Here is a 15069-nt window from a genome sequence, read left to right as displayed (position 1 = left end):
CTCCAAGTTTTAACGTTATTTTTTTAATAATAGAGATGAAATGTATGTAACTTCACAGACAAAAAATACCCGCCCCATGCTTTTTCAGGGCGACGACATCTACTTCCTGTATCGTTTTTATAACAACACCCTTTCTAGAATATTAACTAATACATATTACCTATATTATTATCGACAAATTTCTTTTTTTATTTATATTAAAATACAAATTTCTACAAATTCCAACATATCCATGGTCATATTTTCCTTAATTCATTCATTTTTGTGTATCTGCTATCTCTTGCAGCCATTCAATTTGCCAAAATACGAAGAATCTATTTTTTTTAGACAACTAAAAAAGGCTTTGCGTGCGACTTCCGATTCCAATCCAGTCATCCTTCAGATTTTTGGAATCAGAATACGCCGCAAAGCCTTCAATACTATATATTAGTTGTTATATAAGTAAATCAATCCGTGATTACTTTGTTGCGGAATAGCCCCCGTCAATCACATGTGCTGTACCTGTAATAAACGAAGCCTCATCACTTAGTAGGAAGCATGCAAACGCAGCTACTTCCTCAGGCGTACCGTATCTACCCAGAGCCGTTCCAGAAGCGATAAGAGATTGAAGCATCTCTACATCATCTGACAACAGCTTTTCATATCTGTTCATGGTTGGTGTAGGGATAGGTCCTGGACAAAGGGCATTTACTCTAATGTTACGGTGACCCACTTCTTTGGCAACCGATTTAGTCATCCCCACAATAGCATGTTTACTTGCTGAATAAGCTGCATCATTGGCCATCCCGATAAAAATACCATGCAAAGAGGAGCAGTTTAGAACGGAAGCTCCAGATTTCATATGAGGTAATGTATAATGCAACATGTAGAATTGGCTAGTGAGATTTGTCTGAATCACTTTTTGAAACAACAACGGATCATAGTCTATAACATCCGTATTGTCTCCTGTAATTGCTGAGTTATTATATAGGCAATCAATTTTTCCATAAGCTGCTAATGTTTGATCTACGATATTTTTGCAGTCTGCTTCGAGAGAAACATCTGACCGAACAAACATCGCTTCCCCACCTAGAGCCTTAATTTCCTCAACTGTGTTAGCGCCAGCATCTGATCGATTGGCAACTACTACAATACCGCCCTCTCTTGCTACTCTTAAGGCTGTAGCTTTTCCGATTCCGGTACCTGCACCAGTAATAATAACTACTTTGTTCTCAAATCTGTTGCTACTCATATGCGCACCACTTTCTTATGTCTTTTTCAGGAGGAGGATTCGAACCTCATAGACCCTAATATCGCCTGATGCAATATGGATTGGAACATTTTTGCAGAAAAATCGACAAAATTATCCTCTATATGACAACTTTATTGTATTTAATTGTATATAGCAATGAATATTTTAATCTACTTTTACAACAATTGAGAATTTTGGTTTGATCGTCACAAAAAAACACCCCTTAGAATTTCATCAGATAAACCAGAAGTTTTATCCGATGCTTATTCTAAGGGGTTTGATCATTTGTAAATCCGTCGTTGTTAATGAAACCACACTCCAAATAAATTATTTATTGGCTTATAGATAAGAATAATCAGAAACAGAGGACTCGGAATGTTCAATTTTAACAACGCACATACGGTCGCGCCAAGTCCCAAAATCCAAAATATAAAATATACGCTAAGATCACGTACTCGGCGCTTTCGCATTAATTTAGGCAAATCAAGTGCCATACAACCTACAGCAAGCGCCAAAAAAAACAATAACATCATTAGACTCACTCCTTGATTTTTTCAAGAAAAGAATTATCAGTTAGACCTACGCGGTTAATAACTACTGAGGCACTATAATGGATGGGCAATGATTTAAGGTAATCGTCGCCCTTTTTTTGCTGTAGCTTTGTCCAAGCTTTAGGACTGGCATGGTAGATCGATTGTCCAAATCCCATAATATCAACATTGAAGCGATTATTTACTTGCTCCACAGTGTCTTGCATCCGCTCTATAATCCGTTCCTCTGTTTCCTTTTCCAAACGTTTTATGGTGCTTTCCGATTCCAAATTTTCTGTACTGTGCACTTCTTCAATGTTGCAAAGCGTCTTAACGTCAAGGTAAATATGCGGCTCTCCATCAATAATTTTCACTTTGCGTTTAGTTGAAGCCTGGATCGCTTCGATAACAATAGGCTTTCCGTCTTCCCCTGTTATCGGGCCAGAATGTGAGGTTACCTTATCATTGATATAATTGTAACCAATCGTTTCACCCTCGTTTAGCCAACCGATCAGTTTGTCTTTTCTGAACACAGCAACAGTATGGTATTCCAATCTCGCCTTAGGCATTGTTCGCTCTACATTGCTTTTATCTCCTCCCTCTTTGGGATCTCCCATAACTTCCACTCCGGTCAGTACAGGATGTTCACCTTCAGCCAATAAATTTTCAATAAAATCATCCAGCGTGACAGCGACTGTTTTTGCTGAATCTTTATAAGAATTATCTAGGGAACTAAATAATTTGTTCGCTGGTAATTTATCCATAGGTGTAAGGACATTCAAGACATCGTTGGCGGTTGTATCTCTGGCAACCATAACGTAGAAATCCATTCGAGGTTCCCGACTTCTTTTAAATACGTCCAGTATCTCGGCCACTCCGGAGCGGGCAAGTTCCTCCCCAATCACTAACACCCGGATATGACCAAGATAACTCGTCCTAGAACTATCCAGATTCAACATACGTTGTGCATCATAAAACGTAGGTACAGTAAATTTATAAACAACCACGGGGACTCCAGTGCCTCCCCCTCCTCCATTCGATTGTGAGGAAATCGCAGATGGAATAACGACCTGCATCGAAACTGTATAACCAGTTTCAGCCTTGTCGATCCCTATCCCCAAGACAAAGGCTACCTCATTTAGCTCCTTTCTTTCCCAACAGCCACTTAGCATTAACGTAAATTGGAGAGCTATCATCAATTGGAGAGCGCCTCTAACTAATTTTTTCTTCATTGCGTTGATTCCTCATCACTGGAAGTGCTTTGACGAAATAGGTTCTGCGTCTTGTTCTCAGCAGGTCTTGTCTTTAAAAAAGGCCACGGAAAGCGAAAGATAGAGTCTTTTAAGTCTTTTGAATTATAAGGTCCGAGCGGACTCATATAAGGCATTCCGAAAGAACGCAAGCTCGACAAATGCAGTACGATGATAAAAATTCCGAATAGAATTCCATATAATCCGATAAATCCGGCCAAAGCTATAAGCACAAAACGGATCATCCGCGCAGCTATAGACATTCCTGTCTCCGGAATAACAAAGCTAGAAATGGCTGTAAGCGATACAATAATGACCATTGCAGATGAAATAAAACCCGCTGCAACCGCTGCTTGTCCAATCACCAACGTTCCGACAATGGAAATTGCCTGTCCAATATTTTTAGGTATCCGTACCCCGGCCTCCCGCAAAATCTCATAAGTCATTTCCATGATCAGCGCCTCGACAAAAGCAGGAAAAGGGACACTCTCCCGCTGGGCAGCTAAACTAATTACAAGATTGGTCGGTATCATCTCCTGATGATATGTAGTAATCGCAACATACAATGAAGGTGCAAGCAAAGTAATAAAAAATGAAATAAAACGAACTAATCTCAGCAATGTTCCAATATCGGCCCTTTGGTAATAATCCTCAGCAGACTGAAAAAATGCCACAAAAAATGTGGGTACCAACAGTACAAAAGGGGTTCCATCAACAAGAATGGCCACTTTTCCTTCCAAAATACCTGCTGCAATCGTATCCGGACGATCACTGTTGTATACGGTAGGAAATGGTGTAAATACCGTCTCTTGAATAAATTCTTCAATATATCCACTCTCGAGAATACTGTCCGTATCAATTTTATTCAGACGGCATTTTACTTCTTGCACCAACTCCTTATTCGCGATGTTGCTTAGATACATAATGGATACGCTGGTTTGAGTTACCCTTCCGATCTGAACGGTTTCCAGCCATAAATGGCTATCTTTTATTTTCCGCCGAACCAGTGCCGTATTCGTCCGTAAATTCTCAGTGAATCCTTCCATTGGACCTCGAACAACCGATTGGGAACTGGGCTCCCCTACATTGCGATCTTCCCAGCCTGGTAAGCCGATCCGGAGAGCGGTGGATGTCCCATCGAGCAGCAGCATTACACTACCGGACAGCAATTCGTGTACGAATTGGCTGTAATCAACGATAACGGTTAGATCACCGGCTATTAATATCTGTTTCTTAATAATCTCAATCTTCTGCTCAGGCTCAAGCTTTCCTAGCTGTTCATAAGGAATATGTTCCTGCAAAGAATACAAAATTGAATTATGCAGTACCTGAGTATCCACAAGACCATCTATGTAAATCAAAGAAATATTAGTATTTTCTTCTATCTGCAACTCTTTTATCACTACATCAGAACTTCCGCCCAGCAATCCGTTCAACTGATCAATATTGGTTTTCAATCGGTTTGATAGTGTACCCGTCTCCGAACTTTTCACGATGTAGCCTCCACTTCACTTAGTTTAATGAGTATAGTTTGATGTTAATTTTGATAATTATTCCTTTCTGATTAAAATTCGGAATGGCATAATTCTGGTAACTACAACCATACTAAAACTAGTCCAATAAATTTGAGGGGGTATATGAGTTTGGAGAAAGATCGAATTAGTACCAATCAAATGATTATACTCGGGCTATTCACATTTATTGGGGATATGGCGCTTGTGTATCCAGCGTTAATGATATCAGGAGCGAAACAAGATGCATGGATTGCTGCTTTGATTAGTATTCCCTTGGGCCTAGCGACCATAAAATTGTTGCTCTGCTTAGCAGACATTGAACCCAACAAGAATATCATCGAGCTTAGCCTACAAATTCTAGGAAAATGGGCCGGATCTGCTGTAGCCTTGTTCTATCTAGTGTTCTTTCTGATTGCCGCTGCCACTTACATAAGAGAAATTGAAGATTTCATGTGTACACAGATTTACGAGAAGACACCCGGTGGGGTTATCCGTTTTATGGCCATTTTCCTGCTGGTATATGGTGTACGACTGGGTCTGGAAACATTGGGACGGGCAGCTCAGCTTTTTTTCCCTTTGTTTGCAGTTTTTTTGATCGGTCTGCTGCTTCTGCTGACTCCCGATGTCAAAATGGAACGTTTATACCCCATTATGAACACACCAGTACCGGACATGCTCCATACTTTGATGTATGGTGTTTTTTATCCTTTTGGTGAATTATGCGTGTTTCTTATGGTATATCCTTATGCTCAGAAGAATAGCAAAACAAGCCGGGATATTTTCATAGCCCTGATCATCGGAGCTCTGGGACTTAACCTCATCTTATTTTTTTCCCTTACCGTTCTTGGTGTTTACGCTTCTGAACATCAATTTTATGCCGCTTATATTCTTGCTCAAAAAATTAATATTGCTAATTCTCTGCAACGTATTGAAGCACTTATGGCTACTGCATGGATTATCAGCACGTACTTCAAAACAGCCATTTATTACTATGCTTTAACATTAGGTGCAGCCCAATTATTTAAACTCAAAAGCCACCGTCCTCTGATCCTACCCACTGGATTTTTGTTATTTGGTATGTCACAACTGATTGCCAAAGACATCATTTTTTATGTAAAGGAAATCCCCGCCTACTGGGTAGATTGGGATTTCACGGTTGCATTTGTTCTACCGCTTATATTGCTAATTGTGTATTATTTAAAAAAACGTTTTGCTGCCAAGGTTTAAACGACCTCTCTCCTAAAAATAAAAAAGGACAGCTATTGAGCTGTCCTTTTGTTCATGAATTTCTTACATGCAGTAGATTTATTCCTTCTTATCCAATGTAATTGACGATGGCGTTACATCACGAATAGGTTCATTGGACGCTTCGAAAGTTGATCCGCAACTCGGACAAAAACGTGCCTCGATTGCCACATTACCACCGCATGCTTTACAATGCTTCACATCGGACAACCCAGCAATTTGCTGCAGATTGACCTCGATCTCTGATTTCAGTTCAAGAATACGGGAAATATTCTTCTCGATCTGCTCACTCGGCAGTGGTCCTGCACCTTGAGTTACAGCTTCAAACAACAGTTTACCCATTACCTGATACTGCTGGTCAATATCATTCTGCTTGCTGTTGTTCTGTAATTTCAAACGATTGATCTCCACCACTGTCTTTGCTTTATTCCCAGCCTCGCTTACGCCTGCCTTTACCTTGTTAAAAAAGCTCATATTCAGCCCCCAATTCCGTAGTAGTCATATCTAAGCATATTTCGACACCACCACAAGTATTCCTCTCTTTATTGTACCTAACTTCAACCGCGATTTGTAGTTCATCCACAATCAAGAACTAATTTCCCCCGCCTTCATGCGGGAACGAACCTCGACTCAGGTCTGGTATCTAAAACCGCCTTCAGGCCGTTTTGCCACAATCGAAAAGGCTTTACAATGAGTACATAAGCAAACGGGTTGCAAGGTTCAATCACAATCACCCCCATAAGAGAGGATGACAATAATAAATGAAAAAATTATATCGTTCAAGAAGTGATCAGAAAATTAGTGGTGTATGCGGAGGTCTTGCTATTTGGTCAGGCATCGATGCCACAATACTCCGTCTCGTGGCCGTTGCTGCAGCATTTTTCAGCTTCGGCACAGTACTTATCTTTTATATCATCGCCAGCATCATCGTCCCTAAAGAACCTTTTGGCAGCTTTTCAGATGGACATGATTTCTATTAACAGATCTTCATTCAGTACCAATCAAACATACTAAGGAGAGATATAACATGAGTTTATTCAAAAGAATTTCCACCCTTACTAAAGCAGCCCTACACGAAGGTCTGAACAAATTAGAAAATCCAGTGCTACTGACAGGTCAGTATCTGCGCGATCTTGAGAACGAAATAGCTACGGCAGAACGCAATGAGCGTGATTTAAAGGTTACAGCGAGTGTATTGGAACGCCGTAAGCAAGAATATACTCAGTTGATAGAGCAAAGCGAAGCGGAAGCCGTTCAGGCGGTTGAGCAAGGAAATGAAGAAAGAGCACGCCTTGCACTCATGGCCAAGCTGCGGTATACAGAACAGCTGGATGAGAGTATCAATAGTCAGGCACAAACTCAGCAATCCCTGGCAGAGCTGGAGATCAACATCGCTAGAGCTAAAGAAGAGCGCGAACATCTTAAAGCGAAAAGAACTGAACTTATCGCTCGTGCTCAGCAAGCTACAGAAACACTAAGCTCCGCTCCTCATAGCAACAGTGTAAAAGGACCGAATGTGGGTAACGCTTCACGTGGTTTCGAACGAATGGAAGAGAAAATTTTCGAGTGGGAAGCATTGGCGGAAAACTCCAAGTATAAATCCAACTCAGGCGCAGGCGTAGCTTCGTCTATTGATCCCAATCTTCGTAGCGCCGTGGATGATGAAATTGAACGTATCCGCAACCGGAAAATCAATACCGACAAAAAATAAATATAATAACAGGTCCCTTATTTCTCAGCTACTGAGCTATATAAGGGGCTTGTTTTTTCTATTCCTCTTCATCCCGCGAATCATTTTTTTCGATTCCGGATCTACTCGGTAAGACTCTGTGATTTTCTGCAAAGCCTTGTTATAGGTGAAATCATCTAAAGCGTTAGTTCTCAAATAATCTATCGTAGCCGCAGGCATCTTCACATAACACATCGAAAGCGCCCAAGAAACCGCCATTTTCACATAATACCCCTCATGTCTGACCTTATCGAGTAGTTGTAGAATCCGACTGATGTAGGCTTCTTCAATAAAGAAATTAAGCATCATTACTACCGCAAATCGAATCTTATATTCTTTGTCAGATAACAGATACGGCACTATAAAGTCCCACATCTGCTCTTTATTCTTCAAGGTAAACTTCAGCCCCGTGCAAAAGCTATCACATACCGACCAGTTATCGATTTTAGGAATAAAGTCCGCAATATAATGCAGAATTTCTTCAGGATCTGTCTTCACATAACCAAGTACCATACCTTGCAGCATTACCTCTTCAAAAAAATCAGAGTCGGCGTGCTCCAAATAGGCTCTCCAGTCACCCTTTGCAATGGTTTTGGCGAGTTTACGTAGCTCCGGTAGCCTGACTCCTATCACATTATCGATCGTCGGAAGTAAAGCCGCAGAAAACTTCTGGTAATCCGCATCTGCCAACTCCACTAGCTGTTCCTTTATTGTTTTGTCCACTATAGTGCTCCTTACGTATTAATTATTGAAATGAAATCTCCCATAAATATATGGATGCTACCGAACCGTGTGGTGAGTACCTGAGACGGTATTGTTCGAATTGCTTTTTGGTAAGCATATCAAGCCCATACAGCTTCATCATGCCGCGACGAATGGCGATATCTCCCCAACTAACTACATCTGGGCGCTCCATACAATTGATTAGCATCATCTCTGCTGTCCACATACCGATGCCTTTTAACTTCATGAGTCTTTGAATAACCTCTTGATCGGACAATCCATATAATTCCTCCAGCTTAAACTCCCCATCAGCAATCAGCTTTGAAATGTCATGAATACAAACCGCCTTTTTCATCGTCATACCGCAACCCTGAATCTCATCCGCTGTGTGTATAGCTAGCTGCTGCGGAGTTATTTCTCTGAATTGAACCTGCATTCTTGTCCAGATAGTTCGAACCGCTTTGACTGATATTAGCTGACCTACTATGGCATAGATAAGTGCAGTGAAAAGATCCGGAATAATCACACGTTCCACTTTCCCCATTCGCGCCATCGCCGCACCTAGCACTGGGTCCACACTTCCGAGGTAATCGATTTCTGCTTGCCCATATTCAAAAAATTTAGTGATTACAGCTCCCAAAGTATTTCCTCCCGTATCTGAGCTTAACAATAATATACAACATCTATTTTGCAGTGTACGGATTCTTGAATAGGATAGCAAGATAACGAAACTTGAAAAAGCCACAACACTTCTACTCGGGTAGATGGTTATGGCGGGAATTCATATTTTTACTCAACTACTATATATAACTTGTACTAGATTGTATTTATCATTTTACTACTTTAATATGAATGTATATATGATAGATGAGGAGCTTTACGAATGGACTTTATAGCAATTGACTTTGAAACGGCGAATTCCAGTCGATCCAGCGCCTGTGCTTTGGGGCTTGTGGAAGTTAAAGATGGCGTAATCACTGCAGAACATTCTTGGCTGATCGATCCGCAACAGCGGTTTGACGGCATGAACATTTCGATACATGGCATCACCCCCTCCATGGTAATCGGTCAGCCTACATTCCACGAATTATGGCCCACCGTTGAACCTTTGCTGCACGGACGAATCGTTGTAGCACACAATGCCGCTTTTGATATGAGTGTACTGCGGTATTGCCTCGATGGGATGTACATAAGCTATCCGAGCTTTCAATACTTATGTACTTATTTACTAGGCAAAAAAATGCTGCCCGAGCTTCCCTCTCATAAACTTAATGTAGTCTCCGAGCATTTCGGCATTGAGCTGAAGCACCATGACGCTCTCGATGACGCGCGCGCGGCTGCCTTGGTTCTATTAATGCTTATGGAGCGAGAATCACACCTTGACCCGCTTTTGCTCTCCAGCAGCCAAGGATATACTAGCGGAACAATGTTTGCTGGTGGATACACTCCTTTTTCTGCTCGAAAGAGTAAACCTGCTAAGAAACCTGTGAACAATCAAAGAACGAAAAACTTCTATTTGTAAGAAACTATTAAGTTATTCAGCAAAAAACACCCAACAGGCTCATTACAGCTGGTTGGGTGTTTTGCATAGATGGAGGAATATAGCATACAAGTCGATTCATTCACTACTTAGAAATCTAACCTTACTGGTCATTATAGGGAATAGCTCCCTGTAATTCTACATTTACGCCCTATAATGACTTCGAATAGACCCTTATCGTGCTAATTATAGGGAAGAATTCCGTATATTTTATCAACGATCAGTGAATATCCCATCGGTTCATCCAGATCACCAACCAAGATCAACACAACACGCTAGATCTTCATCCGATAGACTGCTTTATTCTCCAGTCCTCTAATGAATGGCGTCCATTCTTCGGTTTCTGGTGTGGTATCCAGAGCATCCTCCACCATTTGCAGCTTCGCATCCATCGCATCAATATGATGCAGCGCTACGGCCTCAGCCGTTTGCGGCTGAACAGGACTGCCCCATTCACCCAGGTTATGGTGTGATAATACGAGATGCTGTAACGCCAGAACCTTCTCCGAATTCAAATCAATGTCTAAGCGGATGGCCGCTTCTGTAATCCAGTTAGATGCCATCGAGATATGACCAATCAACTTACCTTGAACGCTATATTCTGAGACAATTCCGAGCTGAGAGATCATCTCCTCCGGCTTCGCGATATCATGCAGAATAATTCCAGCCTTCATTAAATCTGGATTCAAGAACGGACGCTGCTTGCACAGAAAATCCCCGATCTCCAGCATGCGAACCATATGATAAGCAAGTCCGGCAAAATAAGCATGGTGATGCGTTTTGGCAGCCGGATAATGCATCAATTTCTCTTCCACTTTGCTTACACAAAAGGAGACAATCGAGGCAATCTCCGGATCTGTGATGCTTGCCATAACCCCTTTAATCGTATGAATAAGGTCTACTGGACGAATAGGAGCGGAGCGAATAAAATCCGTTAGCGCAACGCCATCCTCATCGTTCACCAATCTAATCTTGGTTACTTTGATTTGCAATTTCTCACGATAAGTGTGCGCAATCCCGCGAACCTTCACTAGTGCCATAGGAAAAAAAGTTTCTTTATCGGTTGTGCTGACATCCCAATATTTCGCGGACAATTGTCCACTGGAATCTCCCAAGACTAGGTCGAAATAATCCTTTGGAGGAGTACCGTTCGTTTGTTTGATCGCTAGCTCTCTTAAGAGATAAAAGCCAACAAATTCATCCTGTGGAGCGAGCTGTTTAATTTGTGTCATGTTGAAGCCTCCTATTAATAACAGGCTTTGTACCTGCTCTCTATATTAAACTTTAGACACTCACGTCCAAAATCCCTTTAAATCACTATACGATCTATTTTCATTTTTATGTACAGGTAGATAAAGGAGGTTACTCCACAGGCCATAATATGGCTCTAGAATAACCCCCTTTATAGATTAACTATTGATTGAAAATTGCTTATTTACCAGCGGATTCAAGCGCTGATTTAATAGCTTCTACCACTTTAGCAGATACTTCTTTCTCAGCATCATTATTTCCGAAGGCTGCTGCGCGATATCCATACTTGTGTAAGCTATAGCCCGTTGAAGTCGACTCAATCTCGCTCTTCACAGCCAGCTCAGCGTCAGTCAACTGGTTAACCGCTCTTGTGCTTCCGTTTTTATCTAGATAGTAAACGAGCATTTTAACAGGAACGCCATGTTCAACATAGGTCATAACATTTACAAGCTTATCAGCACTTACACCAATGAAGATTCCATCGAAGTAAGCCGCTTTATTAGCTTCAACAATCTCAGCTTTCCCGTATGCTCTATCCACCGCAGTCTTAAGAGCTACACTACTGCTAGTTGCACCGGAAACAGCGTCCACATCTTGAACAGCTTCTCTAGTACCTGCTGCAAGGAAGCTAGAAGTCAATTGCGGAATTGCTTTTACCACCTCTGGGTAAGCAGCCTTGCCTCTATCCACAAGATTCATTCCTACACGATACAAAGCAACATTAACGATCTTACCGTTACGCAGTGTAACGTCTGCTCTGTTTGTTCCTTTATCATAGGCATCACCAAATGCAGTGAAGGTTCCGTCTTTATAGGTTCCTTGAACTTTGGATGCATTAGTCAAAGCATCAGTCAGAGCAGCTTTGGCAGCTGCGGATAGCTCTTCTTGACCTGTGATATCGGACATTTGCACACCTTTTTCAAGTAATCCTGAAGTAAGTGTACCCACCAGCGATTTTTGTTCTGCACTTAGTTTGTCATCAGCGATCAGCTTGCCGTCAGCTCCGAACAAGCTTAATTTAATGTTTGTAACTGTATCTGAAGCAACATCAACAAGCAGTAATACTTTAGATTGGTTATCTACACCTGCGAATTTTCCGTCAAAATATTTAACTTCACCAGGAACTTTCAGTGCTTTCTCGAAAGCTCTTTCTACGGCTTGGTTCCAACCGTGACTGCTTTCTGTAGCGCCAGAAATTCCATCTACTTTCTCATCATAGTTAGCGAAGTAAGATCCATTAGCAAGCAACTTAGCTGTCATCGGAGCATTAGCTTTTACAACTTCTGCATAAGCCGTTGCACCTCTGTCAATGAGGTTGTTCCCAAGTCTGAACAGCTTCACATCCACTAGCTTACCGTTGCGGATCACGATGTCAGCTCTTTCAACACCAACACTTCTTGCAGTCCCATAAGAGGAATAGAATCCGTCTACATAAGCAGAAGTATTGTTAATCTTTGCATTCTGCTCAGCATCCCAGAAAGCATTAATCGCAGTCTTAAAGTCGGCTTCGAGTCCTGCAACAGGCTCTGCAGCTGTACCTTTAGCCAGCAATGCTGGTGTTATAGCTGCAACTGCTGCGGATTGCTCAGCTGTGTAAGCCTTCTCATCCACGAAATCACCGGCACTGTTCAGCGGGTACACTTTAACAGCTGTGAGCTTGTTGGATTCGTAGGTTGCAAATACTGCATATTTACCTGTAGGATCTATGCCCATATGAACACCATCAAAGTAAATAGCATCTGTATCTTTCACTGTTAGAGCTCTTTCAAACGCTCTATCTACAGACAATTTCCATCCATTACTAGAGCGTGTTGCTCCCGAAACAGCGTCTACTGCTGCTGCTCCATCTCTTGTCTTGCCAATCAATTTATTCTCCATCAATCCATAAGCTTGCCATAAAGCGCTGTAATTGTTACGAGCATCTCTGTCGATCAGCTTAGGGCTGGTTCTCAGGAGATCAATGCTAGTAATTTTTCCATCTTTAATTTCGATCTTAGCGCCTTCGGTACCTTTGGAGTAAGCATCGCCATACGCTACGTAAACTCCATCTTGATATACTTTTTCCTTAACTGTAACCGGCAATGCTGTAGGCACAGGCTTAACAGTCGCTGCTGGAACTACTGTAGCCGCTGGAGCAGCGGTTGCTTTTGGCGTTGTAGCTGGTTTTGTCGTTGCTGCTGGTGCCGCTGTTGCCTTTGGTGTTGCTACTGGTTTTGCTGTTGGCTTCGGTGTTGCTACTGGTTTTGCTGTTGCTTTTGGTGTTGCTACTGGTTTTGCTGTTGCTTTTGGTGTTGCTACTGGTTTTGCTGTTGCTGCTGGTTTTGCTGTTGGTTTAGCTGCTGGTGCATCCGCTTCTTCAGAAGCTGCGGATACTGCATCTACCTTCAAGTTCAAAGCAGGCACATTAAGTGTGTAAGCAAATGGCGCTAACAATATTGCCGCGCTAACCGTTAAAGAAATTAGTTTTTTCAATAAAATTCTCCTTTACCAAGTCCCCAGTGATATATAGCTTTTCTTAACCAAACTTACCTTTCACGGCGCCCCTTCTCTTCTTATGAAGCATTACATCTCTCTTCATAAGAACCCATCCCCCCTCTCACGCCTATGCGCGAACCGTCACTTTCCAAAAAATAATGCCTTAAATCTATTCATTCCTTTTTACAATAAACCGCATCAAAGGTGAAATAATTCACATATAATATCAGAAAAAAATGAAGGCGCTTTTTTAATCAATTTCTGGTTTGATACTACCAAACTTTTCCGCAATTCCTCTGTATCTAAAATCACATACCCTATAAGAAACATCACTATTTGCTCTTAAATGTGATTTTTCATTATTTTCTCCAAACAAATAAACCCACTTCCTATTCCCAAAGTAGATAACGTGATCTCGATTATTGTGTATCCAAGAATAGATATGTTATTTTAGAACGATCTCTAACATGGGAAAGGAGTTCAAAGCTTTGAACAAACAGCCACCTATTGGAGTTATTCTCGCCCAAATTGGCACACCTACTGCACCTACTGCAAAGGCGGTACGTCCTTATCTGAAACGTTTTTTATCCGACCGCCGAATCATAGATTATTCCCCACTGCTCTGGCAACCTCTGCTGCGAGGCGTTATTCTGCGTACACGTCCTCGGCGGTCGGCTGAGCTGTACAGACAAATCTGGACAACAGAAGGATCACCTTTACTCTTCCACTCATTAGCTCAGCGATCTGGTTTGCAAGCGCTTCTAGGTTCTCGGTATCAAGTAGAGCTTGGCTTAGCATATAGCGAACCAAGTATGGAACAAGCGATGAGCACATTGGAAGCAAATGGAGTCACACGCATCATCATTGTGCCGCTATTCCCGCAATATTCGTCCACTACGACGGCATCTGTCTTCGATCAAGCGAGTTTTGCTGCACTAGGACGACAAAGCTCCACTGGGCCGGTAACAAAGCGCCTTATTCCTGCTCTCAGATTTATGGATGCTTATTATAATGAACCCGGTTATATTTCAGCCATGAAGTCGCATTTACTGCAGCAAATGGAACTTCTTAGCTCTAATCCTGATTTTTTTGTACTGACCTTTCACGGAATCCCCAAACGATATGCAGATACAGGCGATCCCTATCCAGAGCAATGTATGGAAACTGCGCGTCTTCTCGCTTCAGCTATGAATTGGGAGCCTGAACGCTGGCAGCTTACTTTTCAATCACGCTTCGGACGCGAAGAATGGGTAGGTCCCTCTACAGCAGATGTTTTGGGAAAGCTAGCGGAACGCGGAATTCATAAGCCTTTGATTTTCTCACCGGGACTTGTAACGGATTGTCTGGAAACGCTGCACGAGCTAGCCATAGAAGGGCGCGAGCAATTTGAGGCTGGAGGAGGACATGCTGAAGACTTCACTGCGATCCCCTGCTTGAATAATCATGAGGACTGGCTTCAATTTCTGGCTCAGCATATTGAACGAAATGCCATGGGCTGGTAATACAAAAAAACCGTCTTGTCCGCAGATATTCTCTGCTGAGATAAGACGGTTTGTTATGTCCGTTCATAGGATCTAAGGA

Annotated in this window: 15 protein-coding genes; 5 read left to right on the top strand and 10 right to left on the bottom strand. The window is 42.0% G+C overall.

Going from position 1 to position 15069, the window contains the following annotated elements; translation table 11 throughout:
• Positions 1 to 457: 457 nt before the first annotated feature.
• The 4 genes from MKY99_RS07030 to MKY99_RS07015 all read right to left on the bottom strand — a co-directional run bounded on the left by MKY99_RS07030 (position 458) and on the right by MKY99_RS07015 (position 4504).
• Positions 458 to 1231: an SDR family NAD(P)-dependent oxidoreductase gene (locus MKY99_RS07030; RefSeq protein ID WP_042185818.1), complete on the bottom strand. Its 774-nt coding sequence runs from the start codon at positions 1229 to 1231 to the stop codon at positions 458 to 460.
• Between the two features lie 302 nt (positions 1232 to 1533).
• Positions 1534 to 1764, bottom strand: a complete 231-nt coding sequence (locus tag MKY99_RS07025; protein WP_339269537.1) for a hypothetical protein — start codon at positions 1762 to 1764, stop codon at positions 1534 to 1536.
• 5 nt (positions 1765 to 1769) lie between these two features.
• Positions 1770 to 2993, bottom strand: coding sequence for a Ger(x)C family spore germination protein (locus MKY99_RS07020; protein ID WP_339269535.1), 1224 nt, complete (start codon positions 2991 to 2993; stop codon positions 1770 to 1772).
• Positions 2990 to 4504 carry a spore germination protein gene (locus MKY99_RS07015; protein ID WP_339269533.1) on the bottom strand — a complete coding sequence of 505 codons (1515 nt, stop codon included), beginning with the start codon at positions 4502 to 4504 and terminating at the stop codon, positions 2990 to 2992. Before MKY99_RS07015 ends, MKY99_RS07020 begins: the two co-directional genes overlap by 4 nt.
• A gap of 144 nt (positions 4505 to 4648) precedes the next feature.
• Between MKY99_RS07015 and MKY99_RS07010 the strand changes: the two genes are divergently transcribed.
• Entirely contained in the window at positions 4649 to 5752 is a 1104-nt protein-coding gene (locus tag MKY99_RS07010; protein WP_339269531.1) for an endospore germination permease, read from the top strand.
• Between the two features lie 78 nt (positions 5753 to 5830).
• On the opposite strand, the gene MKY99_RS07005 is transcribed toward MKY99_RS07010, so the two are convergent.
• The gene (locus tag MKY99_RS07005; protein WP_339269529.1) at positions 5831 to 6244 is read right to left on the bottom strand and encodes a zinc ribbon domain-containing protein; all 414 of its coding nucleotides are present in this window, start codon (positions 6242 to 6244) and stop codon (positions 5831 to 5833) included.
• Between the two features lie 287 nt (positions 6245 to 6531).
• On the opposite strand from MKY99_RS07005, the gene MKY99_RS07000 reads away from it, so the two are divergent.
• Complete coding sequence (locus MKY99_RS07000) at positions 6532 to 6750, top strand: PspC domain-containing protein (RefSeq protein WP_339269527.1); 219 nt, start codon at positions 6532 to 6534, stop codon at positions 6748 to 6750.
• A gap of 47 nt (positions 6751 to 6797) precedes the next feature.
• The gene (locus MKY99_RS06995; protein WP_339269525.1) at positions 6798 to 7481 is read left to right on the top strand and encodes a PspA/IM30 family protein; all 684 of its coding nucleotides are present in this window, start codon (positions 6798 to 6800) and stop codon (positions 7479 to 7481) included.
• Positions 7482 to 7517: 36 nt separating this feature from the next.
• Here MKY99_RS06995 and MKY99_RS06990 read toward each other — a convergent pair whose 3' ends face one another.
• Both MKY99_RS06990 and MKY99_RS06985 read right to left on the bottom strand, forming a co-directional pair.
• Entirely contained in the window at positions 7518 to 8222 is a 705-nt protein-coding gene (locus MKY99_RS06990) for a DNA alkylation repair protein (protein WP_339269523.1), read from the bottom strand.
• 22 nt (positions 8223 to 8244) lie between these two features.
• Complete coding sequence (locus MKY99_RS06985) at positions 8245 to 8862, bottom strand: DNA-3-methyladenine glycosylase 2 family protein (protein ID WP_339269521.1); 618 nt, start codon at positions 8860 to 8862, stop codon at positions 8245 to 8247.
• A gap of 243 nt (positions 8863 to 9105) precedes the next feature.
• Between MKY99_RS06985 and MKY99_RS06980 the strand changes: the two genes are divergently transcribed.
• Positions 9106 to 9744 (top strand): 3'-5' exonuclease, encoded by a 639-nt coding sequence (locus MKY99_RS06980; RefSeq protein ID WP_339269519.1) that lies wholly within the window; start codon positions 9106 to 9108, stop codon positions 9742 to 9744.
• Between the two features lie 293 nt (positions 9745 to 10037).
• On the opposite strand, the gene MKY99_RS06975 is transcribed toward MKY99_RS06980, so the two are convergent.
• From MKY99_RS06975 to MKY99_RS06965, 3 genes are all read right to left on the bottom strand, one after another.
• Positions 10038 to 10994, bottom strand: coding sequence for an HD domain-containing protein (locus MKY99_RS06975; RefSeq protein WP_042125202.1), 957 nt, complete (start codon positions 10992 to 10994; stop codon positions 10038 to 10040).
• A gap of 199 nt (positions 10995 to 11193) precedes the next feature.
• Positions 11194 to 13485, bottom strand: coding sequence for an FMN-binding protein (locus MKY99_RS06970; protein WP_339269516.1), 2292 nt, complete (start codon positions 13483 to 13485; stop codon positions 11194 to 11196).
• A 253-nt stretch (positions 13486 to 13738) separates the two neighbouring features.
• Positions 13739 to 13864, bottom strand: a complete 126-nt coding sequence (locus MKY99_RS06965; protein WP_339269515.1) for a hypothetical protein — start codon at positions 13862 to 13864, stop codon at positions 13739 to 13741.
• A 112-nt stretch (positions 13865 to 13976) separates the two neighbouring features.
• On the opposite strand from MKY99_RS06965, the gene hemH reads away from it, so the two are divergent.
• Complete coding sequence (hemH, locus tag MKY99_RS06960; protein ID WP_339269514.1) at positions 13977 to 14990, top strand: ferrochelatase; 1014 nt, start codon at positions 13977 to 13979, stop codon at positions 14988 to 14990.
• Positions 14991 to 15069: the final 79 nt, after the last annotated feature.

The sequence above is a fragment of the Paenibacillus sp. FSL R5-0470 genome, from assembly GCF_037975205.1.
Lineage (GTDB): Bacteria > Bacillota > Bacilli > Paenibacillales > Paenibacillaceae > Paenibacillus_AQ.
Note: the sequence above shows the minus strand (reverse complement) of the source record. Positions and strands in the feature narration are given on the sequence as shown.

Bases quoted from the DNA above. Each gene is read 5' to 3' on its own strand.
- MKY99_RS07020 (WP_339269535.1), bottom strand. From the start codon at position 2,993: ATGAAGAAAAAATTAGTTAGAGGCGCTCTCCAATTGATGATAGCTCTC.
- MKY99_RS07000 (WP_339269527.1), top strand. From the start codon at position 6,532: ATGAAAAAATTATATCGTTCAAGAAGTGATCAGAAAATTAGTGGTGTA.
- MKY99_RS06995 (WP_339269525.1), top strand. From the start codon at position 6,798: ATGAGTTTATTCAAAAGAATTTCCACCCTTACTAAAGCAGCCCTACAC.
- MKY99_RS06975 (WP_042125202.1), bottom strand. From the start codon at position 10,994: ATGACACAAATTAAACAGCTCGCTCCACAGGATGAATTTGTTGGCTTT.
- MKY99_RS06980 (WP_339269519.1), top strand. From the start codon at position 9,106: ATGGACTTTATAGCAATTGACTTTGAAACGGCGAATTCCAGTCGATCC.
- MKY99_RS07025 (WP_339269537.1), bottom strand. From the start codon at position 1,764: ATGATGTTATTGTTTTTTTTGGCGCTTGCTGTAGGTTGTATGGCACTT.
- MKY99_RS07010 (WP_339269531.1), top strand. From the start codon at position 4,649: ATGAGTTTGGAGAAAGATCGAATTAGTACCAATCAAATGATTATACTC.
- MKY99_RS07030 (WP_042185818.1), bottom strand. From the start codon at position 1,231: ATGAGTAGCAACAGATTTGAGAACAAAGTAGTTATTATTACTGGTGCA.
- MKY99_RS07005 (WP_339269529.1), bottom strand. From the start codon at position 6,244: ATGAGCTTTTTTAACAAGGTAAAGGCAGGCGTAAGCGAGGCTGGGAAT.